Source organism: Acidaminococcus sp. HCP3S3_H5, assembly GCF_052122235.1.
Lineage (GTDB): Bacteria > Bacillota > Negativicutes > Acidaminococcales > Acidaminococcaceae > Acidaminococcus.
Genome location: NZ_JBQKCS010000004.1, coordinates 210,120 through 231,726 on the forward strand (window position 1 = coordinate 210,120; position 21,607 = coordinate 231,726).

General features: G+C 56.9%; 18 protein-coding genes. 14 read left to right on the top strand and 4 right to left on the bottom strand.

The genetic code is table 11. The features are described 5' to 3' along the window. Positions 1 to 137 precede the first annotated feature (137 nt). The 12 genes from ACTQY5_RS06710 to ACTQY5_RS06765 all read left to right on the top strand — a co-directional run bounded on the left by ACTQY5_RS06710 (position 138) and on the right by ACTQY5_RS06765 (position 15,534). On the top strand, positions 138 to 1,088 hold the full coding sequence (locus ACTQY5_RS06710; RefSeq protein WP_441368975.1) for an ATP-binding protein: 951 nt from the start codon (positions 138 to 140) through the stop codon (positions 1,086 to 1,088). Positions 1,089 to 1,106: 18 nt separating this feature from the next. After that, entirely contained in the window at positions 1,107 to 3,134 is a 2,028-nt protein-coding gene (locus ACTQY5_RS06715) for an LTA synthase family protein (protein WP_308664371.1), read from the top strand. 318 nt (positions 3,135 to 3,452) lie between these two features. Further along, positions 3,453 to 4,619, top strand: a complete 1,167-nt coding sequence (locus ACTQY5_RS06720; protein WP_308664370.1) for a nucleotide sugar dehydrogenase — start codon at positions 3,453 to 3,455, stop codon at positions 4,617 to 4,619. Between the two features lie 9 nt (positions 4,620 to 4,628). Beyond that, entirely contained in the window at positions 4,629 to 5,627 is a 999-nt protein-coding gene (locus tag ACTQY5_RS06725; protein WP_288311645.1) for an NAD-dependent epimerase, read from the top strand. A gap of 280 nt (positions 5,628 to 5,907) precedes the next feature. Further along, on the top strand, positions 5,908 to 6,735 hold the full coding sequence (locus ACTQY5_RS06730) for a carbon-nitrogen hydrolase family protein (RefSeq protein WP_022488136.1): 828 nt from the start codon (positions 5,908 to 5,910) through the stop codon (positions 6,733 to 6,735). A gap of 154 nt (positions 6,736 to 6,889) precedes the next feature. Beyond that, positions 6,890 to 8,296 carry an alanine/glycine:cation symporter family protein gene (locus tag ACTQY5_RS06735; protein ID WP_022488135.1) on the top strand — a complete coding sequence of 469 codons (1,407 nt, stop codon included), beginning with the start codon at positions 6,890 to 6,892 and terminating at the stop codon, positions 8,294 to 8,296. Between the two features lie 197 nt (positions 8,297 to 8,493). Next, the gene (tig, locus tag ACTQY5_RS06740; protein WP_154487764.1) at positions 8,494 to 9,813 is read left to right on the top strand and encodes a trigger factor; all 1,320 of its coding nucleotides are present in this window, start codon (positions 8,494 to 8,496) and stop codon (positions 9,811 to 9,813) included. 20 nt (positions 9,814 to 9,833) lie between these two features. Further along, a complete protein-coding gene (gene clpP, locus ACTQY5_RS06745) occupies positions 9,834 to 10,427 on the top strand; it encodes an ATP-dependent Clp endopeptidase proteolytic subunit ClpP (protein WP_022488133.1) in 594 nt (197 codons plus the stop codon). Positions 10,428 to 10,470: 43 nt separating this feature from the next. Next, positions 10,471 to 11,745, top strand: a complete 1,275-nt coding sequence (gene clpX / locus ACTQY5_RS06750) for an ATP-dependent Clp protease ATP-binding subunit ClpX (RefSeq protein WP_022488132.1) — start codon at positions 10,471 to 10,473, stop codon at positions 11,743 to 11,745. A gap of 70 nt (positions 11,746 to 11,815) precedes the next feature. Continuing rightward, the gene (gene lon, locus ACTQY5_RS06755) at positions 11,816 to 14,134 is read left to right on the top strand and encodes an endopeptidase La (protein ID WP_441368976.1); all 2,319 of its coding nucleotides are present in this window, start codon (positions 11,816 to 11,818) and stop codon (positions 14,132 to 14,134) included. A 1-nt stretch (position 14,135) separates the two neighbouring features. Then, the gene (gene yihA, locus ACTQY5_RS06760; protein ID WP_022488130.1) at positions 14,136 to 14,765 is read left to right on the top strand and encodes a ribosome biogenesis GTP-binding protein YihA/YsxC; all 630 of its coding nucleotides are present in this window, start codon (positions 14,136 to 14,138) and stop codon (positions 14,763 to 14,765) included. 100 nt (positions 14,766 to 14,865) lie between these two features. After that, positions 14,866 to 15,534: an NUDIX hydrolase gene (locus ACTQY5_RS06765; protein ID WP_154487766.1), complete on the top strand. Its 669-nt coding sequence runs from the start codon at positions 14,866 to 14,868 to the stop codon at positions 15,532 to 15,534. Here ACTQY5_RS06765 and ACTQY5_RS06770 read toward each other — a convergent pair. Together ACTQY5_RS06770 and ACTQY5_RS06775 are read right to left on the bottom strand one after the other, a co-directional pair. Next, on the bottom strand, positions 15,452 to 16,684 hold the full coding sequence (locus ACTQY5_RS06770; protein ID WP_441368977.1) for a type II secretion system protein GspD: 1,233 nt from the start codon (positions 16,682 to 16,684) through the stop codon (positions 15,452 to 15,454). The two genes, ACTQY5_RS06765 and ACTQY5_RS06770, sit on opposite strands and share 83 nt — an antisense overlap. Then, complete coding sequence (locus ACTQY5_RS06775) at positions 16,681 to 17,205, bottom strand: hypothetical protein (protein WP_154487767.1); 525 nt, start codon at positions 17,203 to 17,205, stop codon at positions 16,681 to 16,683. The genes ACTQY5_RS06770 and ACTQY5_RS06775 overlap by 4 nt, the downstream gene beginning before the upstream one ends. Positions 17,206 to 17,329: 124 nt before the next feature. On the opposite strand from ACTQY5_RS06775, the gene ACTQY5_RS06780 reads away from it, so the two are divergent. Together ACTQY5_RS06780 and ACTQY5_RS06785 are read left to right on the top strand one after the other, a co-directional pair. Continuing rightward, a complete protein-coding gene (locus tag ACTQY5_RS06780; protein ID WP_154487768.1) occupies positions 17,330 to 18,559 on the top strand; it encodes a GspE/PulE family protein in 1,230 nt (409 codons plus the stop codon). 11 nt (positions 18,560 to 18,570) lie between these two features. Continuing rightward, positions 18,571 to 19,224: a trimeric intracellular cation channel family protein gene (locus tag ACTQY5_RS06785; protein WP_022488125.1), complete on the top strand. Its 654-nt coding sequence runs from the start codon at positions 18,571 to 18,573 to the stop codon at positions 19,222 to 19,224. Positions 19,225 to 19,318: 94 nt separating this feature from the next. On the opposite strand, the gene ACTQY5_RS06790 is transcribed toward ACTQY5_RS06785, so the two are convergent. Both ACTQY5_RS06790 and ACTQY5_RS06795 read right to left on the bottom strand, forming a co-directional pair. Continuing rightward, positions 19,319 to 19,810, bottom strand: coding sequence for a YajQ family cyclic di-GMP-binding protein (locus tag ACTQY5_RS06790; RefSeq protein ID WP_022488124.1), 492 nt, complete (start codon positions 19,808 to 19,810; stop codon positions 19,319 to 19,321). 118 nt (positions 19,811 to 19,928) lie between these two features. After that, complete coding sequence (locus ACTQY5_RS06795; protein ID WP_154487769.1) at positions 19,929 to 21,485, bottom strand: DUF4127 family protein; 1,557 nt, start codon at positions 21,483 to 21,485, stop codon at positions 19,929 to 19,931. Between the last annotated feature and the right edge of the window lie 122 nt (positions 21,486 to 21,607).

Sequence of the window (21,607 nt, forward strand, 5' to 3'; positions counted from 1 at the left end):
CCGCCGGCTGTACAGTTCCTGCGGTTTTTTTCGTTGCAAACGCAAATGCAACGCAAAATTTACGTTGCATTTGCGTTGCAATTTTTATTATAATTGATGCAACGCAAATCACAGAACTGTGAAAGGGGGCGAAGTTTTTGGGAAGAAAAAGCAATACGCTGGACCGCCTGGCTTTGAACCGGTTGATCCTGGAAGGGTCCCACCGGTATTTTGAAGATTTGCCGGCGAAGGATTCTTCTTTAACCTTTTCCGTTCTGTCCCGGGAAATGGAAAAACAACTGGGGGTTTCTCAGGTGGATACGGATGTATTGAAAACATTGGGATTTTATACGGCAGGAGGCAAGTTCTCCCATGTGGCGGAACTTTTTTCTGATCAGAATACCTTTCCGGGGGTGGATATGATGGTCTTTGGCCGGTCCATCAACGAAATCCGGGAACGGATCAAAATCCATGGATGTTCCGTATTGTCGCTGTTCCACCAGGCTGTGGAACGGATTGCCCGGGAATACCAGGTGGAGAAAATCGATGGAGTGGAACGGCGGATGGTGGAGAAGATTCCCGGCCAGGCCATCAGAGAAGCCATGGCCAACGCTCTGGTACATCGTACCTGGGATATTCCCACTGCTATACGGGTGGCCATGTATCCGGACAAGGTGGAAATTACCTCGCCGGGAGGACTGCCGGCAGGCATCAGCCAGGAAGAATATCTCCATCATCAGATTTCCATTCTGCGGAATCCCAAACTGGCCAATGTGTTCTATCGGCTGGGGTATATTGAAGCCTTTGGAACGGGCATCCAGCGGATCCTTTATGCCTACCGCCAAAGCCGGGTCAAACCGGATTTTCAGGTAACGGATCATATTATTCAGGTGATCCTGCCTCTGGTGGATGCCATGCCGCCCTTGGACCAGGAGGAGCAAAGAATCTGTGCCGTATTTCCGGAAAATGGCCTGCTGAGCCGGCAGGAAATCGAACAGGCCACCGGTTTTGAAAAGACCAAAGTCATCCGTCTGTTGAACCGGCTGGTGGGGAAAAAGGCCGTGCTGAAAGTGGGCAAAGGCCGGGGTACCCGGTACCAGCGGCAGTAATCCAAAAGGAGGGAAATTTTGTTCAGTCTATTCTACGCATCGCTGCAGCAGGATGGAAAGCTGTTTTTGTTCTTTCCCATTCTGTGTGCTGTTTTTCGTCTGATTTTCATTGCCGTGTACAATCCGTACCGGAGCCTGAAGGGCAAGGGGAAGGTAATCTGGCACTGTTTCCGGTACGGGTTCTGGTGGGGGATGGATTTCAATGCCTACGTGTTCCTGATTCCCCTGGTGGTGCTGTCCATTCCAGGGGCTTTTTTTACCGACTGGTACCGGAAAGGGGACCTGCTGCGGATGGCGGGAGGGCTTACCTACAGCCTGGTGCTGTACCTGGCCTTTGCCGGGAAGATGCTGTTCTACAAGCATTTCCATGATATCTTCAACCAGACCATGAAGCTGGGGGCCAAAGCGGAAAAGCACAACCTGGTGGATATTTTCTTCCATCAGGACCACGGGGTCTGGATCCTCTTGGGCATCCTGCCCTATCTGGGGGTGTGCGGCTTCTGCATCCACAAGCTGCTCCAACTGCCCAGCTTCCAGTATCTGATCTTTTTCAGCCCGGTGCTCCAGTACGCCTACAATACGGTGATCGTCCTGGGGGCTGTGGCGGCTTTTTACTGGTTCCGGTACGGGGGGACTTTCTGGCATGACGACAAGCCGGAATGGGATACCATCCCCAGTGTGGTAAAAAAAGACATTTTCTTTGCCAAGGCCACGGTGGACGACCTGGTGGCCCTGGAACAGGTGATGAAGCACAAACTGAATCCGGCCTATGAGCACACCGATGCCCAGGACCTGAAAGCCATCCAGCCCTTCTTTACGGAAAAGGTCCCGGCGGACAAGCTGCCCAACCCGGCCTATGGGTTCAAAAGGACGGCCAAAGGGGCCCGGATTACCAAACCCACCCATATTTTCCTTTTTGTGGGAGAAACCTATCTCCAGCAGTTCTTTGATCCCCAGTTCGCCTGTCTGAACCTGGTGGAAGGGGGCCGGCAGCTGATGGAGGATCCTCATACGGCGTCCCTGACCAGTGCGCTTTCCGCCGGCATCATCTCCCGGCCTTCCATTGTAAGCCTGATGAGCGGGATATTCGATGCAGGGCTGGAACTGAACGAAAAAGAAAGCTTTTGGCGCAACAACCTGCCCACGGCCCTGCCCCGGCAGCTGAAAAAACTGGGTTACCATTCCACTTACTGGTACGGTGGGAATGTAACCTATGGGAACTTCAACCAGTTTGCTCCCGCCTGCGGCTTCGACCAGGTGATGACCGCCACGGATTTCTGTGGTAAAGACGCTCCCAAGACCTGGGTGGGGGTCTATGACAATGTGTTCCTGGAAAAGGCGGCGGAACTGATCCTCCAGCAGGAAGAGGCCAACGGGCCCTACCAGTTCCATTTCCTGTACACCACCAGCTACCACGGGCCCTTCAAGATTCCCCTGAAGGAGTACGGGTATGACCCGGAAAAGGTGATGCCTGAGGCGCCCCGGGACATCCGGCGGAACAAGGAAATCCAGAAAAATCTGGGGACCTTCTGGTTCTCGGACCAGGCCCTGGGGAAATTCATCCGGACCATGCGGAAAGCCTATCCGGACTGTCTGTTCATCCTTACCGGGGACCATTCCATCGATATGAGCCCGGTGCTGGGGAAAACCTCTCTGATGGGACGGGACTGCAACCTGCGGGAACGGCACAGCCCGGTGCTGCTGGTGAACCACCGGGAGCTGAATCCCCACAGCCTGGCCGGGAATACCATCGGGAGCCACATGAACATTGCCCCCACCATTTTCGAACTGATCGCCCCCAAGGGGTTCACCTATTATTCCCTGTATCCTTCTCTGCTGGAACCCATCGATCATGTGGTATCGCCTTACCACTGGCTGCGGAAAGACGCCTACGGCAGCTACAGCCAGGACTTCTATCAGCCCCTGGGGCCCCAGTATGGTCCCGAAGACCTCCAGGAAGGCCCCAAACCTTACACGGAAGAAAGGGAAGCCTGGATGGACCTCACCGGTTATCTGGTCCGGCATCCGGAGGTGCTGGAAAGATAAAATCTGTCAGCGGTCAACGGCCGGTGGAAGGAACCCACAGCTGTGGGTTCCTTCTGAAGGGAAACGCAGCCCTATGGGCTGCTAACCCACCACCCATGCTGCGCATGGATACCCCCGCCCTTGTAAAGGGCGGATATACGCTCGGGCTAACGCCCATTGCCCCCGTGACACGCAGCCTGAGCTCCAGAGTCACTATCCGTCCCTTTCCAATGGCTGCTGACCGTTGACAGTTGACCGTTGACGGGGTGCCGCACGCAATGTGCGGCACCCCCTTTTTTTATGGTATAATATTCTTATTGCAGGAAAGGAGCCGTTTTTATGAAAATCGCTATTGCAGGCACCGGCTATGTGGGCCTTTCCAACGGGCTCCTGCTGGCCCAGCACCAGGAAGTGGTGGCGCTGGACATTGTGCCGGAAAAAGTACAGATGCTCAACGAAGGCCGGTCCCCTCTGGTGGATGCGGATATTTCCCGCTTCCTGAAACGGAAGGATATCCGGTTCCGGGCCACCCTGGATCCCCAGGACGCCTTCGAAGGAGCTTCCTATATCATTATCTCCACCCCCACCAACTACGATCCCCAGAAAAACTTCTTCGATACTTCTTCCGTGGAAAAGGTCATTGAAGAAGTGCTGGCCATCAACCCGGAAGCGGTGATGGTGATCAAATCCACGGTGCCGGTGGGCTATACGGAAGAAATCCGGAAACAGTACCATACGGACAACATCATCTTCTCTCCGGAATTCCTCCGGGAAGGGAAGGCCCTGTACGACAATCTCCATCCCTCCCGGATCGTAGTGGGGGAGGGTTCTCCCCGGGGCCGGCAGTTTGCGGCTCTCCTGGCAGAAGGGGCGGAAAAAAAGGACATCCCCCAGCTGTTCACGGGTTCTACGGAAGCGGAAGCCATCAAGCTGTTTGCCAACACATATCTGGCTCTCCGGGTGGCCTACTTCAATGAACTGGATTCCTATGCGGAAATCCGGGGGCTGTCCACGGCCCAGATCATCAAAGGGGTCTGCCTGGATCCCCGGATCGGGGACTTCTACAACAATCCTTCCTTTGGGTACGGGGGCTACTGCCTGCCCAAGGATACCAAACAGCTCCTGGCCAACTACCAGGATGTGCCCCAGAACCTGATTTCCGCCATTGTGGCGGCCAACCGGACCCGGAAGGACCACATTGCTGACGAAATCCTGGCCCGGAATCCCAAAACGGTGGGAATCTACCGGCTGACCATGAAAAGCGCTTCGGACAATTTCCGTTCTTCCGCCATCCAGGGTGTGATGAAACGGATCAAGGCCAAGGGGATCCCGGTGGTGGTCTATGAACCCACCCTGAAAGAAAAGGACTTTTTCCGGTCCCCGGTGTGCCGGGACCTGGACCAGTTCAAAAAGGAATGTGACCTGATCGTGGCCAACCGCTGGTCAGAGGATCTGGCGGATGTGAAAGACAAAGTCTATACCCGGGACCTGTTTGACCGGGACTAAGGAGCAGTTATGGAACCTTTTGACGCCAACAAGAAAATCCTGATCACCGGAGCCGCCGGCTTCATCGGCTATCACCTGGCCAGACGGCTGCTGTCCCTGGGGGCCCGGGTGGCCGGAATGGACAACATGAACGCCTATTACGATGTGCAGCTGAAGAAGGACCGGCTGGCCCGGCTGGAACTGTACCCGGCCTTTTCCTTCACCCAGGGAGACCTGGCGGACAAGGAAACGGTGGACCGGATCTTTGGGGATTTCCGGCCGGACATTGTGGTGAACCTGGCGGCCCAGGCCGGGGTCCGCTACAGCATCGACCATCCCCGGGAATACATCGATTCCAACATTGTGGGGTTCTTCAACATTCTGGAAGCCTGCCGGCATTTCCAGCCGGAACATCTGCTGTTCGCTTCCAGTTCCTCCGTATACGGGAACCAGAAGAAGACCCCCTTTGCCACCACGGATAATGTGGATCATCCCATCAGCCTCTATGCGGCCACCAAGAAATCTGACGAACTGATGGCCTATACCTACTGCCATCTGTACGGGATCCCGGCCACCGGTCTCCGGTTCTTTACGGTGTACGGGCCTTTCGGCCGGCCGGACATGGCGTATTTCAAATTCACCAACAAGATCATGAAGGGGGAACCCATCACCATCTTTAACCAGGGGGACATGTACCGGGACTTCACCTATGTGGACGATATTGTCACCGGCATCCAGAACATGCTGTGCAATCCGCCCAAGGCCAATGAGGAGGGGGACCGGTACAAGATCTACAACATCGGGAACAACCACCCGGAAAAGCTCATGACTTTCATCGAGACCCTGGAAAAGGCCCTGGGAAAAACGGCGGAGAAGGAATACCTGCCCATGCAGCCCGGGGACGTGTACCAGACCTATGCGGACGTAAGCGAACTGGAACGGGACTTCGGATTCCGGCCCAGCACCACCATTGCCGAAGGGCTGGGGAAGTTCGCCCAGTGGTACCGGGAGTATTATCATGTTGAGTGAAGAGGGAAGAACCCACCACCAGCCTTGAGGCTGGTCCCCCGCCCTTAAAAAGGGCGGATATACAAGGGGGGCACAAGGCTGGCTGCCTGCCAATTTACAGCGATACTGTAGGGGCACAAGGCTGGCTGCCCCGCCAATTTACAGCGATACTGTGGGGGCACAGGGCTGGCTGCCCCGCCAATTTACAGCGATACTGTGGGGGCACAAGGCTGGCTGCCCCGCCAATTTACAGTGATACTGTGGCGGTGCAGGTCTGTTGCCCCGCTGAAAGGAGACTGCTATGACCAAATTCATTGCTGCTGCTGTCCAGATGGACTCCCAGGATGATAAAAATGCCAATCTGGCTGCGGCCGAAGGCTATATCCGGGAGGCGGCCGCCAGGGGAGCCAGTCTGGTGGTGCTGCCGGAATCCATGAACTACATCGGCCGGGATATGGCCGGAGAAGCAGAAACCATCCCTGGAGGTCCCACCTTCCGGAAGATGGCGGAACTGGCCCGGGAACTGGGAATCTGGCTGGAAGCCGGGAGCATTTATGAAAGCAATCCGGAAGACCCGGCCCGTCCCTTCAACACCACCTTCCTGGTGCGCCCGGACGGAACCCTGGCCGCCAAATATGCCAAGCTCCATCCCTTTGACGTGGTGTTGCCCAACGGGGTAACCAGCCGGGAAAGCGACCGGGTGTGCCCGGGGAAGACCCTTGCCCTGGGGGATACGGAATGGGGGAAACTGGGCCTGGCCATCTGCTACGATGTCCGGTTCGGAGAGATGTTCCGGATCATGGCCCTGGAAGGGGCGAAGATTTTCGCTGTCCCTGCCAATTTCACCGTGAACACCGGGAAGGACCACTGGGAAGTGCTGGTCCGGGCCCGGGCCATCGAGAATGAATGTTACGTAATCGCTCCCAACCAGATGGGGAAGAAGCCCCGGTTCACCGCCTACGGGAATTCTCTGATCGTGGATCCCTGGGGCACGGTAATTGCCAGGGCGTCGGACAAGCCGGGGGTCATCACCGCCGAAATCGACCTGGATTACGTGACCAAAGTCCGCCAGAGCACCTTTACCCTGGACAACCGGCGGCCGGATGTGTATGAATTGAAAATGTTGTAAAAATGGGGTGTGAATTCTTTCGCACCCCATTTTCGTACATTATTTTTACGGAAACGTGTCAATTTCTTGTCCATAGTGTATAATGTAAAGTATCATATTACGCTTTTTTCTGCAGAGGAACAGGAAAAAGCCCTGAAAGGGAGGACAAATGTCAATGTCACAAATACTTACCACCATGGACGACGTACTGTATTATCCCATCCTGGTCATCGTGCTGCTGGCAGCCGGCCTGTTCTTTACGGTTCGGACCCGACTGATCCAGTTCCGCTGGTTCCGGGAATGCATCCGAGTGGTCATGCAGAAGCCCAGCAAGGAAGGGTCCGTATCTTCGTTCCAGGCTCTGATGGTTTCCACCGCTTCCCGGGTGGGTACCGGGAACATCATCGGGATCTCCACCGCCCTGTGCCTGGGTGGCTTCGGTTCCGTGTTCTGGATGTGGGCCATTGCCATCATCGGCGGTGCCACGGCCTTCATCGAAAGTACTCTGGCCCAGGTGTACAAACGCCGGGATGCCAACGGGGACAGCTACGGCGGACCGGCCTACTACATTGAAATCGCTCTCCACAACAAACTGCTGGCAGGGGCCTTTGCCTTCTTCCTGATCATCACCTATGCCGGCGGGTTCAATGCCCTGGCTTCCTACAACCTCCAGTCCACCTTCAGCGTGTACGGATTCTATGAAAAAGGGGTCACCTCCTGGGTCATCGGGGCCATCCTGGCTGTGCTGGTGGGCTACTGTCTCATGGGCGGCGGCAAACGGATCATGCGGGTGACGGAAGTGCTGGTGCCCTTTATGGGGGTTCTGTATGTAATCCTGGCCCTGGTGATCATTGTGATGCACATCGGGATGATTCCCTCCGTGCTGTCCGCCGTGTTCGCCGATGCCTTTGACTTCCAGAAGATCCTGGGGGGTATCAGCGGTTCCTGCATGATGTATGGCATCAAACGGGGCCTGTATTCCAACGAAGCCGGTGTAGGGTCCGCCCCCAACGCCGCCGCTGCGGCTGATGTGGCCCATCCGGCCCAGCAGGGTCTGGTGCAGATGCTGTCCGTGTTCATCGATACGGTGCTCTGCACGGCTACCGCCCTCATGTGCATATTCTCCGGGGTGGTACCCACCAAGGCCATGGCCGGGGCTCCCTATGTACAGGCTGCCACCCAGACAGACTTCGGGGCTTTCGGTCCCATTATGATCACCGTGGCCATGGTGCTCTTTGCCTTTACCACCCTGATCGGGAACCTGTTCTATGTGGACAACTGCCTGGCCTACCTGAACGGGAAAAAGACTCCCAGTGCCGGCTTCATGAAGGGCTTCCGGCTGCTGGCGGTGCTGGTGATCTTTGTGGGCGCCGGCATGTCCATGGACAACGCCTGGGCTGTGGCTGATATTTGCATGGCCTTCATGTGCCTGATCAACATCCCTTCCATCCTGGCCCTGAACGGCACGGCCATTGCAGTGATGGACGATTACGGCAAACAGCTGGATGCCGGAGTGGAAAACCCGGTATTCAAGGCATCCAATATCGGTCTGGACGAATCCGAGCTGGATTACTGGAAATAATTCCGGACAACCAAACTCTCCCTGCCTCCTCACAGGGGGAGTTTTTCTTTTGCCTTTTTCCTGTCTGTCTGACTTTTGGTTGCTTATTTCCACCTTTTGTGCTATGCTATATGAGCGGTTTTTTAAGCAATTACGACAGACTGTTAAGCATGAGACAAATAAAAATGGCTGACAGCATGTGAGGAGGATTTTTTTAAATGAGCGTTTCCGTAGAAAGAAAAGGTAATGAAGCAACTCTGAAAGTCACTTTGCCGGTTGAAGACGTAGCCAAGGCTTTTGAAAAAGCAGTTGCCAAGATCAACAAACAGGTAACGATCCCTGGCTTCCGTAAGGGCAAAGCTCCCCGTCGTGTGCTGGAAATGCACGTAGGCAAAGACGCCATCAAAGAAGAAGCTTTCGAAATCGCTGCCAACAGTGAATATAGAGAAACCCTGAAAGAAAACCAGTGGGTTCCCGTTTCTGATCCTGAAATCAAAGATTCCAAGTTCGAAGAAGGTCAGCCCATGGAAATGACCCTGGTGGTCACCCTGCGTCCGGAACCGGAACTGGGCCAGTACAAAGACCTGGATGTGGTGAAGGACGAAAAGGAAATCACCGACGCTGACGTGGACAAGGAAGTGGAAAACCTGCAGAAACGGGCTTCCAAGATGGTGGAAGCTCCGGAAGGCAAGGCTCTGGAAAAAGGCGACCTGGCCATCATCGACTTTGCCGGCACCATTGACGGCGAAGCTTTCGAAGGCGGCGAAGGCAAGGGCTATCCTCTGGAAGTGGGCAGCAACAGCTTCATCCCCGGCTTTGAAGATCAGCTGGTGGGCCTGAAAAAGGGTGAATCCACGGATGTGAACGCAACCTTCCCGGAAGACTACTTCTCCAAGGAACTGGCCGGCAAGAAGGCTGTGTTCAAAGTCACTGTCCAGGATGTAAAAGTGAAGGAAGTTCCCGAAGTCAATGATGAACTGATCGCCGCCAACAGCGACAGCAAAACCGTTGCTGAATTCCGGGAAAAGACCATGGACCGTCTGAAGAAGGCTGAAGCTCAGCGGGCTCAGTCCGACTACGAAGCCAACCTGATCAAAAAGGCCGTGGAAAACGCCAAATTCGAAGTGCCTGATGTGATGGTGACCCAGCGTGCCAACCAGATGATGGACGAACTGGCCATGAACCTGGAAGCCCACAAAATGAGCCTGCCTCTGTACCTGCAGTACCTGGGCAAGGATGTGAAGACCTACCGGGATGAACAGAAACCGGTGGCTCTGGAAAACATCAAGACCGACCTGGTCCTGGATGCCATTGCCCTGAAGGAAGGCATTAAAGTCAGCGAAGACGAAATCCGCAGCGAAATGGAACAGCTGGGTGCCATGCACGGTGCTACCCTGAAACAGGTGGAAAAAATCGTGAAAGAAAACGGTTCCCTGGCTGTGCTGGTAAGCAACATTGCCCGCCGGAAAGCTGCCCGTCTGGTCATTGACAGCGCCAAAAACGCTCCCAAGGCCGCAGAAGCTGCTGAAGAAAAATAAAATCCCAGGAGGTGGACGGCATGAGCTATGTGCCTATTGTGGTGGAACAGACCAGTAAAGGCGAACGGAGCTATGACATCTATTCCCGGCTGCTGAAGGATCGGATCATCTTCGTCACCGGGGAAATCGAAGATCACATGGCCAACCTGATCATTGCCCAACTGCTGTTCCTGGAGTCCGAAGATCCGGACAAAGATGTCCATCTCTACATCAACAGCCCGGGCGGCAGTGTCAGTGCCGGGCTGGCGATTTATGACACCATGCAGTACATCCGGCCGGATGTTTCCACCATCTGTGTGGGAATGGCGGCTTCCATGGCTTCCGTACTGCTGGCAGCCGGCGCCAAAGGAAAACGCTATGCCCTGCCTCATTCCAGAGTGATGATCCATCAGCCTCTGGGAGGGGCCCAGGGGCAGGCTACGGACATTGAGATCCATGCCCGTGAAATCCTGCGGATCCGGGAAGAGATGAACCAGATTTTGGCCAGCCACACCGGTCAGACCCCGGAACAGATCCGTCTGGATACGGAACGGGATCATTTCATGACTGCTGAGGAAGCCGCGAAGTACGGTCTGATCGACCAGGTGGTCCATCAGATCAAGACCCAGAAATAAGGGGTAAGTGTCCATCTTGCCCTGGCTGTAAGGAGGGTTTCAGATGGGTTACGATGACAAGAACAACGGCCTGGAGGGTCCGGACTATACCTGCTCCTTCTGCGGGAAAAAGCAGAGCCAGGTAAAGAAACTGATCGCCGGCCACAATGTGTTTATCTGTGATGAGTGCATTGCCCTGTGCAATGAGATGCTGGAGAAGGATTTGAAAGCTCCGGCGGAAGAAACCATTACGGATCTGCCCAAGCCCAAGGAAATCAAGGCCATCCTGGACCAGTATGTAATTGGTCAGGAAGAGGCCAAGAAGACCCTGGCTGTGGCGGTATACAACCACTACAAACGGATCAACTATGAACAGGGACACCACCAGGATGTGGAACTTCAGAAGTCCAACATCCTGATGCTGGGGCCTACGGGCAGCGGCAAGACCCTGCTGGCCCAGACCCTGGCCAAAATCCTCAAGGTTCCCTTTGCCATTGCGGATGCCACCAGCCTGACAGAAGCGGGCTATGTGGGGGAAGATGTGGAAAACATCCTGCTCCGGCTGATCCAGAATGCAGACTATGATATTGCCCGGGCTGAACGGGGCATTATCTATATCGACGAAATCGACAAGATTTCCCGGAAGTCCGAGAATCCTTCCATTACCCGGGATGTGTCCGGGGAAGGGGTTCAGCAGGCTCTACTGAAGATCCTGGAAGGTACGGTGGCCAATGTTCCTCCCCAGGGAGGACGGAAGCATCCTCATCAGGAACTGATCCAGATCGATACCACCAATATCCTCTTTATCTGCGGCGGTGCTTTTGCCGGTTTGGAGAACGTGATCAACGCCCGGACCGGAAAAAAGAGCATGGGCTTTGGGGCGGACATCCCCACCCAGGCAGAAAAGAAAAGCGAAAACCCCTTCCGTCACGTACTGCCGGAGGATTTCGTGAAGTACGGCCTGATCCCCGAGTTCGTGGGACGGCTGCCGGTGGTGGTGACTCTGGACAACCTGGACGAAAAGGCTCTGATCAAGATCCTGACGGAACCCAAGAACGCCCTGACCAAGCAGTATGAACACCTGCTGGCCATGGACCATGTGGAGCTGGATTTCGACGAGGGAGCCCTGAAGGCCATCGCTCACGAAGCCCTGGCCCGGAATGCAGGGGCCCGGGGGCTGCGGGCTATCATCGAAGGCATCATGAAGAACGTGATGTACGAGGTGCCCAGCCGGGACAATGTGGAAAAATGCATCGTGACAGCAGATGTGGTGACCAAGCACAAGGAACCCAAGCTGCTGCTGAAGCAGGAAGATAACGATACAAGAAAGAATGCCTAGAGAAAAGGAAAAGGGGTGCCGGCATCCCTTTTCCCTTTTTCTCTATTCAACAAAAGGACGGTGAAACAAGATGTTGGATGCCAATACTATGAGACTGCCGCTGCTGCCGCTCCGGGGGATCCTGGTGTTCCCCGGGATGATCATCAATCTGGATGTGGGACGGGACCGTTCCATCCGGGCGGTGGAAAGCGCCATGAATATGGGAAAGCGAATCCTGCTGGTGACCCAGCGGTCTGCGGAAGAAAATGATCCTACTGCCAAGAGCCTGTACAATTTTGGGGTAATCGCGGAAATCAAACAGCTGCTGAAGCTGCCCAACGGGGCCATGCGGATCCTGGTGGAAGGCCTTACCCGGGTGGAAGTGATCTCCGTGGTGGACGCGGTAGGGATGAACCTGGAAGCCTATGTGGCGGAACGGGAAGACATCAATGACCACTCCAACGAAGTGGAAGCCCTGAAGCGGATGCTGGTGGAAACCTTCGAACAGTGGGTGCTGGCCAGCAAGAAAGTGAACACGGAAGTGCTGCTCACCTTTAAGGATCAGCCGGATCCCGGGAAAATCGCCGATATGATCGCCGGGTACCTGACCATCGATGTGGAGGAAAAGGAAAAACTCCTGGAAGCGGTGGATGTGAAGGAACGGCTGCACCTGCTCTATGGGTATCTGTGCAAGGAACTGGAAATCGTCAACCTGGAAAAGGACATTTCCCAGCAGGTCCGGAAGCAGATCGAGCAGAACCAGCGGGAATACTACCTGCGGGAACAGCTGAAGGCCATCAATAAAGAACTGGACGAAGGAGGCGAAAAAGGCTCCGAAGTCAAGGAATACCAGGAAAAGATGCAGCAGATGAAGCTTCCTGACGATGTGAAGGAAAAGCTGGACAAGGAGCTGGACCGGCTGTACAAGATGCCTCCCATGATGGCGGAAAGCGCAGTGATCCGGAACTATCTGGACACGGTGCTGAGCCTGCCCTGGGGGAAGATGACCCAGGACAACTACGACCTGAAGAAGGCGGCTGCGGTGCTGGACAAGGACCACTACGGCCTGAAAAAGGTGAAGGAACGGATCCTGGATTACCTGGCAGTGCGGGCTTTGACCCACAGCAACCGGGGACCCATCATCTGTCTGGTTGGGCCTCCTGGTGTTGGGAAGACCAGTCTGGCCCAGAGCATTGCCCGGGCTGTGAACCGGAAGTTCACCCGGATCAGCCTGGGGGGCATCCGGGATGAAGCGGAAATCCGGGGCCACCGGCGGACCTATATCGGGGCCATGCCCGGCCGGCTCATCAACGGGATGATCGACTGCGGCACCGACAACCCGGTGTTCCTGTTGGACGAAGTGGATAAAATGGGGGCAGATTTCCGGGGTGACCCGGCTTCCGCCCTGCTGGAAGTGCTGGATCCGGAACAGAACAGCCATTTCAGCGACCATTACATCGAATTCCCCTATGACATGAGCAATGTGTTCTGGATCGTGACCGCCAATACGGTGGAAACCATCCCGCCGGCACTTTTGGACCGTTTGGAAGTCATCGAGCTGTCCAGCTACACCGATGAGGAAAAGCTGAAGATCGCCCAGCTCCACCTGCTGCCCAAGGAACGGAAGGCCAACGGCCTGACCGGCAAACAGCTGAGCCTGGGGGCTGCTTCCATCCAGCACATCATCCGGGACTACACCCGGGAAGCCGGGGTCCGGAACCTGGAACGGAAGATTGCCACTGTCTGCCGGAAGGCAGCCCGGAAAATCGTGGAAGACGGCCTGTCCAGGGTCAGCGTCACGCCCGCCCATCTGAAGGACTACCTGGGACCAGCCATTTTCCTGGAAAGCGATATGCGGGCCCGGTCCGAAGTAGGGGTCTGCACCGGTCTGGCCTGGACCAGTGTAGGCGGCGAACTGCTGAAGATCGAAGTGGTGGTCTGCGAAGGCAAGGGCAAACTGGTCCTCACCGGGCAATTGGGAGATGTGATGAAGGAAAGCGCCCAGGCGGCCTTTACCTACATCCGTTCCCGGGCCAAGGAACTGGGGCTGGATCCGGATTTCAATGAGAAAGTGGATATCCACATCCATGTGCCGGAAGGGGCCATTCCCAAAGATGGTCCTTCTGCGGGGATTACCATGGCCACGGCCATGGAAAGTGCCCTGACCAAACGGAAGGTGAAGGCGGACCTGGCCATGACCGGGGAAATCACCATCACCGGCCATGTGCTGCCCATCGGCGGCCTGAAGGAAAAGGTCCTGGCAGCTCACCGGTATCGGGTGAAGACGGTGCTGATTCCCCGGCAGAACCAGCAGGATCTGGAGGAAATCCCGGAAAAAGTCCGGAATGACATGACCTTTATCCCTGTGGACAGTATGGACCAGGTGACCAAACTGGCCCTGGAGGCATAACATGGCAGGAAAAGAGTGGGACATCATCGGTGCTTCCTATGTGGCTTCGGCGGTAAAGGCCACCCAGTATCCCCAGGATACCATTGACGAGGTGGCGTTCATCGGACGGAGCAATGTGGGAAAATCTTCCCTGCTGAATTCCCTGGCCCGGCGGAAGGGCCTGGCCAGGGTCAGCAGCTCTCCCGGCAAGACCCAGACCATCAACTTCTATTCCTTCCAGGCCAAGCGCCAGCAGGAGGAAAAAGTGGACCGGCACACCTACTATGCAGTAGATTTGCCGGGGTACGGATTTGCCCGGACCAGCAAAGGGAACAAGGAGCAGTGGTCCGCCTTTATCTGCAAGTACATGGAGAATTCCCAGTACCTGAAGCTGGTCTGTGTGCTTATGGACATCCGCCATGCACCCATGGAAAGCGACATCGACTGCTACCAGTGGCTGCTGAGCCTGGGACTGCCTATTATGGTGATCCTGACCAAAAGCGACAAGCTGAGCAAGGGCGCCGTGGCCAGCCAGAAGGCCCTGTACCAGAAGACCTTCGGCCTGGGGGACGAGCAGATCATGACCTACAGTTCTACCAGTCATACCACAAGAAAAGAACTGATCAACCGGATCATGGAGCATTTGGAATAAAAGAAAGGGGCTGTTGCGAAAGCAACAGCCCCTTTACCATTTCCTAAAAATATTGTACAATTCTGTTATGTTCGATACAAAAACGAAGGGAGAAACGGGTATGAGTCAGGAAATGGAACAGCGGCAGAAACTGGCCGGGCTTTGGCCGGACCAGCGGCAGCGGGTGGATAAAACCCTCCGGCTTTGGGAAAGCGCCGTGCTGCTGCCTTTGCGCTGGACCAAACATGGGTGGGAAATCCTTTTTGAGGTCCGGGCCGCCAACATGAGCTGGCAGCCGGGAGACATCTGCTTTCCCGGAGGCCATCGGGAGGATTCGGATTCCAACTTCTGCGCCACTGCCCTCCGGGAGACCCGGGAAGAACTGGGCATCCCGGAAGACAAAATCCAGGTACTGGGGCCTTTGGACTATTTCTACGGCTATTCCGGTCCCATGATCTATCCCTTTGCCGGGATCCTGCCCAGCCAGGTCTCTCTCCAGCTGGACAAGCAGGAAGTGGGGGAAGTGTTTTCCGTCCCGTTGAAGGACCTGTTGGCCATCCATCCGGTGGTGGGGAAACTGTCCCTGGCCAGCCGGCAGGAACCGGGATTTCCATCTCAGTGGGCCTATGGCTTCCAGGACGGCTGGAACATCCGGGGCGGCTATGAAGTGTTCTTCTACCCCTGGAAGAAGCGGATCATCTGGGGCATTACCGGCCGGATCCTCCATCAGTTCCTGGAACGGGTCCGGCAGGGAGGGATCCTTCCGGAGGCAGCACACCGGGATCACTGAGATAGGGGGTCAGGATCATGCATACCTCCGTCCGGTTCCGGCTCTGGCTCCGGAACTTGAAAATCTCTCCCAGAAGGGGCAGTTTGGACAGCAGGGGAATGGCCTCCAGCCGGTGCTGTTCCTGTTCGCTGATCAGCCCGCCGATCACCAGGGTTTCCTTTTCCCGGAGCCGTACATGGGTATCCGCCGTACGGCTGGTGATCCGGTAGTTTTTCAGTTCCGCGATCAGGGTGGGAGTGCTCACTTCCGTGTGGACTTTGGCGGTGATCAGTCCGTCCTGGCTCAGGTATGGAGTGTAGGAAAGCCGGATCCCCGCATCCACATATTCCGTAGTGCTGGTGGTGGTGCTGTTGGTGACCTTTTCCGTCACCACCGGGATATGGTCCCCAATGAAAATACTGGCTTCCCGGCCGGGAAGAGTGATGATCCGGGGGGTGGCCAGCACCTTGGCCTTTCCTTCCTGGCAAAGGGCACTGAGCCGGGCCTGGAAATTGGCTCCGTACCCGTGGCCCAGATGGATCCGGCCGGCCATGTTTTCTTCTCCCTGGTCTTTGCCGGCCGGCAGAGGACTCCAGTCCCACTGGAGCCCCAGTTCCCGGGAGGCGGTTTCCCCCAGGGACAGGATCCGGGCTTCCAGGGTGATTTGCCGGGTGGGCCGGTCCAGGGCCTTCAGGGCCTCCTTCAGCCGGTTTTCCTCTCCCGGGGATCCGTGGAACAAAATGGCGTTGGCTCCTTTTGACCAGGCCAGGGGAGCGGAAAACAGGGGCTTTAGGGATTCGGCGGTTTCCCGGGCGGAGATGTATTCCAGCGGATGCACCGACAGACGGCCGTCCAGGGCGTCCATCCGTTCCGGCCGGGCCACCCACAGGGTATCTCCTTCCAGGTTCCAGCAGAGCCCCTGGCTGCGGGTGACGGCTTCCAGCGCCTGGGACAGGGGCATCTCATGGAGCTCCAGGGACAGGGTGCCGGAGGCCGGCTCGTCCAGGATCAGGCTCCGGCCGGACAGCTGGGCAATGCTCTGGAGCACGGCACCGGTGGGGGCATTTTCCACGGAAAGGGAAATGGGATCTTCCAGAGAAGCGGCCAGAACCCATTTGACCGGTGTAAAAAAGCAGAAAATACAGAAACAAATGACAGAAAGTCTTTTCATGGCCATACCTCCCCGATCCGGATCTGACGGGCCCCGCATTCCAGGGCAGAGGGCAGGACCTGGGTGATGGAACCCAGGCCAGGGAGTTCATCTCCTTTGCCCAGGAGACGGTGTCCTTCCGGCAGGGCCGCCAGAGCTTTCCGGGTGCCGTTCATTTCCAGGATCCCCAGGAGACGGCAGACCTGGAGGGAAGGAGCCGGCTGGGAAGCAGCCGGAGCCGCCGGGATTCCGGAGGGAATCGGGACGGCTGGAACTTTTTTCCCGGGGGCAAGGGTCCCGACCGGATGATCCAGAGGCCGAAAGGGGTCCCGCCGGGGCAGAGGCTTGGGACGGACCGGCTTTTTCAATGGTTCCGCCGTTTCTTCTTCTGCAAGAGCAGGCAGGGGCGGAAAATCCGGCAGAGAGGGAGAAGGGAACAGATACAGGGCGGAACCGGTGCCGGCGGCTGCCAGCATCAGGCCTAGTCCCAGCCGGGAGGACAGAGCGGGGAGCGAAGAAAAAGAAAACGGTAAGGAAAACATGGGAACCTCCTTCATGAAATGGATTCAGGTTCCATTATAGGAAATTTCAGGAAATTTTCCTACCCCTCGGGTCATGAACGGAGGAAAAGAGACAGTGAACGGTCAGTCAGAAAGGAGAAGAGCCATGTTCGGGCATCCCTATGGCAGTGTTTCCGGTGGAAACCGGTGGAACAATCCTCTGGAAGGAGGAAGAGAGGATACGGCATCGCCGGCTGTCCGTCTGGCCCGGCAGGTGCTGGAAAAGGCCCTGGAACGGGGAGCCAGCGACATCCATCTGGAACCGGAAAAAGACCGGATGACGATCCGCTGCCGGGTGGACGGAGTGCTCCAGCCCCTTTGCCAGGTGGAACGGAACCTCCAGGATCCGCTGCTTTCCCGGTTCAAAATCCTGTCCGGGCTGGACATTGGAGAAAAACGGCTGCCCCAGGACGGACGGTTCCAGATCCGGTGGCGGGACCGACCGGTGGACGTGCGGGTGTCCTCCCTGCCCACCCTGTTCGGAGAAAACCTGGTGCTTCGGCTGCTGGACCAGGAGGCTCTGCCCCTGGATCTGTCCCGGCTGGGGTTCAGTGATGCCAACCGGCAGCGGCTGTCCCAGTGTCTCCGGCAGCCCCACGGACTGTTCCTGGTCACCGGGCCCACAGGCAGCGGCAAATCCACCACCCTGTATGGGGCTCTGGCGGCCCTGGACCGGGAGCACCAGAACATCATCACCGTGGAGGACCCGGTGGAGTATCAGCTTCCGGGGATCCGGCAGGTGGCAGTGCGGCCTAAAATCGGGCTGACTTTTGCCCGGTGCCTCCGGAGCATCCTCCGCCAGGACCCGGACTGCATCCTGATCGGGGAGATCCGGGACGGAGAAACGGCGGCCATGGCCATCCAGGCAGCTCTTACCGGACACCGGGTACTGAGTACCCTACACACCAACCGGGCGGCAGGGGCGGTGAACCGGATCCTGGACATGGGAGTGGAGCCCTATCTGGCGGCTTCTGCTCTCCAGGGCGTAGCCGGACAGCTGCTGGTCCGGAGACTGTGCAGGGAGTGCAAAAAGGCGTATACTGTAACGGAAAGGGACTGGGAATGGAAGTATCTGGGGCTGGAAGAGCCACGGACCCTGTACCGGGCCCAGGGATGCCCCCACTGCCGTCATACGGGCTATGCCGGCCGGCTGCCTCTCCAGGAGGTGCTGGTGATGGACGGCGGGCTGCGCCGGGGGATCCTGGAAGGATGGAGTGAAGAACGGCTGGAACAGGAGGCCCGGAAAGGGGGCTTCCGTTCCCTCCGGGAAGACGGCCGGGACAAGGTACTGGCTGGAGAGACCAGCGGAGAAGAACTGCTGAGAGTGTTGGGATAAAGGGAGGATGTATGCTGCAGCTGTGGAATCTGTTTGAAATCGCCGGGACTGTTTCTTTTGCGGCTTCCGGTGCCATTGTGGGCATGGTGAAGAACATGGATGTGTTCGGAATCACGGTGCTGGCGGTGCTTACCGCCGTGGGAGGCGGGATGATCCGGGATGTGCTGGCAGGCTATACCCCTCCCATGGCTCTGGAGAACCCGGGAAACCTGCTGCTGGCGGTGCTTACGGCTCTGGCCATGTCCTGGCTCTTTGCCTCCTACCGGATCGCGGGACGGAAACGGCAGATCGTGACTTTTTTCTATATTGCGGCGGATACGGTGGGACTGGCTTCCTTTACGGTGACCGGGACCCTCACCGGCCTGTCCCAGGGCAAGCCCCACACCTTTGTGTATCCCATTATGCTGGGGCTCCTGACAGCGGTGGGAGGCGGGGTGCTCCGGGATCTGATGGCCCAGCGGGTGCCCAGTGTGCTGAACACCGATGTGTACGCCACCGCCTCCCTGGCCGGCAGCCTGGTCATGTGCCTGTGCTGGCATTACGAAAGCCAGGACCTGGCCCCCTGGCTGGGCGCCTTCATGGTGATTGCCCTCCGGTTCTTCGCTGTCCGCTTCCGCTGGCAGCTGATCCATCCCATGGAGAGGAGGAAGAGGGGGAAGGAATAAAAAAAGGGGGTGAAAAAATTCACACCCCCGGTCACTGGTCTCTTGTCACCAGTCACTGGACGAAGGAAGGCAGCCGGGTTGCGGCTGCCTTTTCTCATCTCATATTGATAAACTGCATATCGATTCCGAAATCCTGTCCTTTGACCAGCTGGATCACGGCTTGGAGATCGTCTTTTTTCGGGCCGGACACCCGGATCTGGTCGTCCTGCTGCTGGGTGGTCACCTTGATCTTGGCGGCTTTGATGGCAGCGATGACCTTTTTGGCGGTTTCCTTGTCGATGCCCTGTTTCAGCTTTACGGTCTGCCGGACGGTGCCTTTGGCGGCAGGTTCCACTTTGCCCGGGTCCAGGCTGCGGAGAGACAGGCCCCGTTTGGCCATCCGCTGACGCAGGATGTCCAGGATGGCACCCAGTTTGTATTCGTCTTCCGCTGCCAGTTTCAGGTCTCCGTCAGAGAGCTCGATGGTGGCGTTGGAGCCCCGGAAGTCATACCGCTGTTCGATTTCTTTCCGGGTCTGGTTCAAAGCGTTGTCCAGTTCCTGCATGTCAATCTGGGAAACAATGTCGAAAGAGCTGTTCTTGGCCATAAATAAATCCTCCTGTAAATACATAGTTAAAATTTGTTCAAAGCCGGCGGCAAGCCGGCTTCCAGTGGCTAGAGACTAGAGACTGGAGACTAGTGACCAGCCAGGCTGCAGCCTGGCCTCACTTCACTCTCACATCCACCTCGAACATCCGGTTCCAGGGGAATTCCACCGTATAATGGGTGCCCTTCAGGGTGGGTTCGTCTTCCACGTACTGGCGGAACAGCCGGTTGGTACCGCTGAGGATCCGGTTGTAGTATTTCCCCAGATCGTACTTCAGCTTGAAATCGTGCTGGTCGATGCCCAGGCTGATCCGGTACCGGACATTGGCCTGGTAGATCCAGTCGTCCAGGAGCCGGGTCTTCAGCAGCCGTTCCCGTTCCGCCGGTTTGATCCGTTTGCCCAGGATCCCCTGGCTCAGAGCATAGCCGATGCTGTTGTCCGCAGTGTTCCAGCCGGAATAGGCGGTGAGCCCCAGCAGGGCTTTGGCATCGGTCATGGCCAGCATGAACCCGTTGTCCGCCCCGTTGGCATAGGAAATATCCGCCAGAGCCACGGGCTTCTGGGTCTCCAGGTCCGCCAGTTCTGCAGCGAAGGCCCGGTTGGCCCGGCTGGCGTAGGGGGCGTTGTCATTGGCGGTGGAATCCAGGCAGACCCCGTCTTCCGGAGTGTTCACTGCCAGCACCAGATCCGCCTTCTTCAGGTGGCTGGTTTCCACTGCCCCGCTGGCCAGGATCTGGTTCCGGACAGAATCTTCCGCCCGTTCATCGGAATACAGGGGCACGGTATCGCCGCCGGCTCCGGGTGCAAACAGGGGATAGACCCTGGGCTTTTCCCCCCGGATCTCATTGATGGCCCGGGTCACCAGCAAAAGCCCCACCTGGTCCACCCCGGGCAGGATCTGGAACCGGTTTTCCGTAACCCCGTCGCCCACAAATTTCAGGTGCCGGGCTTCCATATGGGTCTGGGACAGGGGCGCATCGTCATCCTTGCCCAGGGCAAAATAATGGAAGGTGCCGTTCTGGCACAGCCGGATCAGCCGTTTGTTGGTCTGGAAATTCATCAGCCGCCGGGTCCGCCAGTCCTTCATGACGGAATCGGGAATCTGGGCCAGCAGGGTCTGCCGTTCCTGGATTTCCGGATAGCTCAGGGATCCGTCCCGGTCCTCCTTGTCCTGGAGCTGGGAATAACGAAAGATCTTGGGGCCGTATTCCTGGTAGTACCCAGGTTCCACTTTCCCGATGCTCTGCTGGGGCGTCCGCATAATGGTGCTGAAGGCATAGATCTTCAGCCCCGGGTTGTCCTTTTTCAGCTTTTCCAGACGATGGACCTTTTCCTTCAGGTATTTTTCCAGATGGTGGTGTTTCCGGGAAGCCACCAGGCCCCCGTAGTTCAAGCTGTCCGTAGCCAGCACCGCTGCCTCTGCATGAGGGGCTTCCTTTTCCAGCCAGTTCCACAGGGCTTCATTGTCCCCGGAACCCCGATGGTCGGACAGGTCCTTTTCCGGAGGGGTGGTCAGGGGATAGCCGGCCGCCTTGGCGGTGTCCACGGTATATTCCAGACACACAGGCCGGTTGTCCAGGGGAACGTACAGAATCTTTGGTGAGGCTTCTGCGCCCGGTGCCAGGGAAAACATCAGCAGGGCGCCAGCCAGTACCGATTTGAACGATAAATGCATGGTTTCCTCCTTCTTACAGAATCATTTTATTATACACTATCTGTATGGCTAAAAGAAAGACTTTAGACTCACCAGTCAGTACTTTTTCCGTATGATATAATGATAGAGATACTGAAAGAACA

What these genes read in the sequence shown, in the direction of transcription:
- ACTQY5_RS06720 (WP_308664370.1), top strand. Translation starts at nt 3,453, where the DNA reads ATGAAAATCGCTATTGCAGGCACCGGCTATGTGGGCCTTTCCAACGGG.
- ACTQY5_RS06725 (WP_288311645.1), top strand. Translation starts at nt 4,629, where the DNA reads ATGGAACCTTTTGACGCCAACAAGAAAATCCTGATCACCGGAGCCGCC.
- ACTQY5_RS06730 (WP_022488136.1), top strand. Translation starts at nt 5,908, where the DNA reads ATGACCAAATTCATTGCTGCTGCTGTCCAGATGGACTCCCAGGATGAT.
- ACTQY5_RS06735 (WP_022488135.1), top strand. Translation starts at nt 6,890, where the DNA reads ATGTCACAAATACTTACCACCATGGACGACGTACTGTATTATCCCATC.
- tig (WP_154487764.1), top strand. Translation starts at nt 8,494, where the DNA reads ATGAGCGTTTCCGTAGAAAGAAAAGGTAATGAAGCAACTCTGAAAGTC.
- clpP (WP_022488133.1), top strand. Translation starts at nt 9,834, where the DNA reads ATGAGCTATGTGCCTATTGTGGTGGAACAGACCAGTAAAGGCGAACGG.
- clpX (WP_022488132.1), top strand. Translation starts at nt 10,471, where the DNA reads ATGGGTTACGATGACAAGAACAACGGCCTGGAGGGTCCGGACTATACC.
- lon (WP_441368976.1), top strand. Translation starts at nt 11,816, where the DNA reads ATGTTGGATGCCAATACTATGAGACTGCCGCTGCTGCCGCTCCGGGGG.
- yihA (WP_022488130.1), top strand. Translation starts at nt 14,136, where the DNA reads ATGGCAGGAAAAGAGTGGGACATCATCGGTGCTTCCTATGTGGCTTCG.
- ACTQY5_RS06765 (WP_154487766.1), top strand. Translation starts at nt 14,866, where the DNA reads ATGAGTCAGGAAATGGAACAGCGGCAGAAACTGGCCGGGCTTTGGCCG.
- ACTQY5_RS06770 (WP_441368977.1), bottom strand. Translation starts at nt 16,684, where the DNA reads ATGAAAAGACTTTCTGTCATTTGTTTCTGTATTTTCTGCTTTTTTACA.
- ACTQY5_RS06775 (WP_154487767.1), bottom strand. Translation starts at nt 17,205, where the DNA reads ATGTTTTCCTTACCGTTTTCTTTTTCTTCGCTCCCCGCTCTGTCCTCC.
- ACTQY5_RS06780 (WP_154487768.1), top strand. Translation starts at nt 17,330, where the DNA reads ATGTTCGGGCATCCCTATGGCAGTGTTTCCGGTGGAAACCGGTGGAAC.
- ACTQY5_RS06785 (WP_022488125.1), top strand. Translation starts at nt 18,571, where the DNA reads ATGCTGCAGCTGTGGAATCTGTTTGAAATCGCCGGGACTGTTTCTTTT.
- ACTQY5_RS06790 (WP_022488124.1), bottom strand. Translation starts at nt 19,810, where the DNA reads ATGGCCAAGAACAGCTCTTTCGACATTGTTTCCCAGATTGACATGCAG.
- ACTQY5_RS06795 (WP_154487769.1), bottom strand. Translation starts at nt 21,485, where the DNA reads ATGCATTTATCGTTCAAATCGGTACTGGCTGGCGCCCTGCTGATGTTT.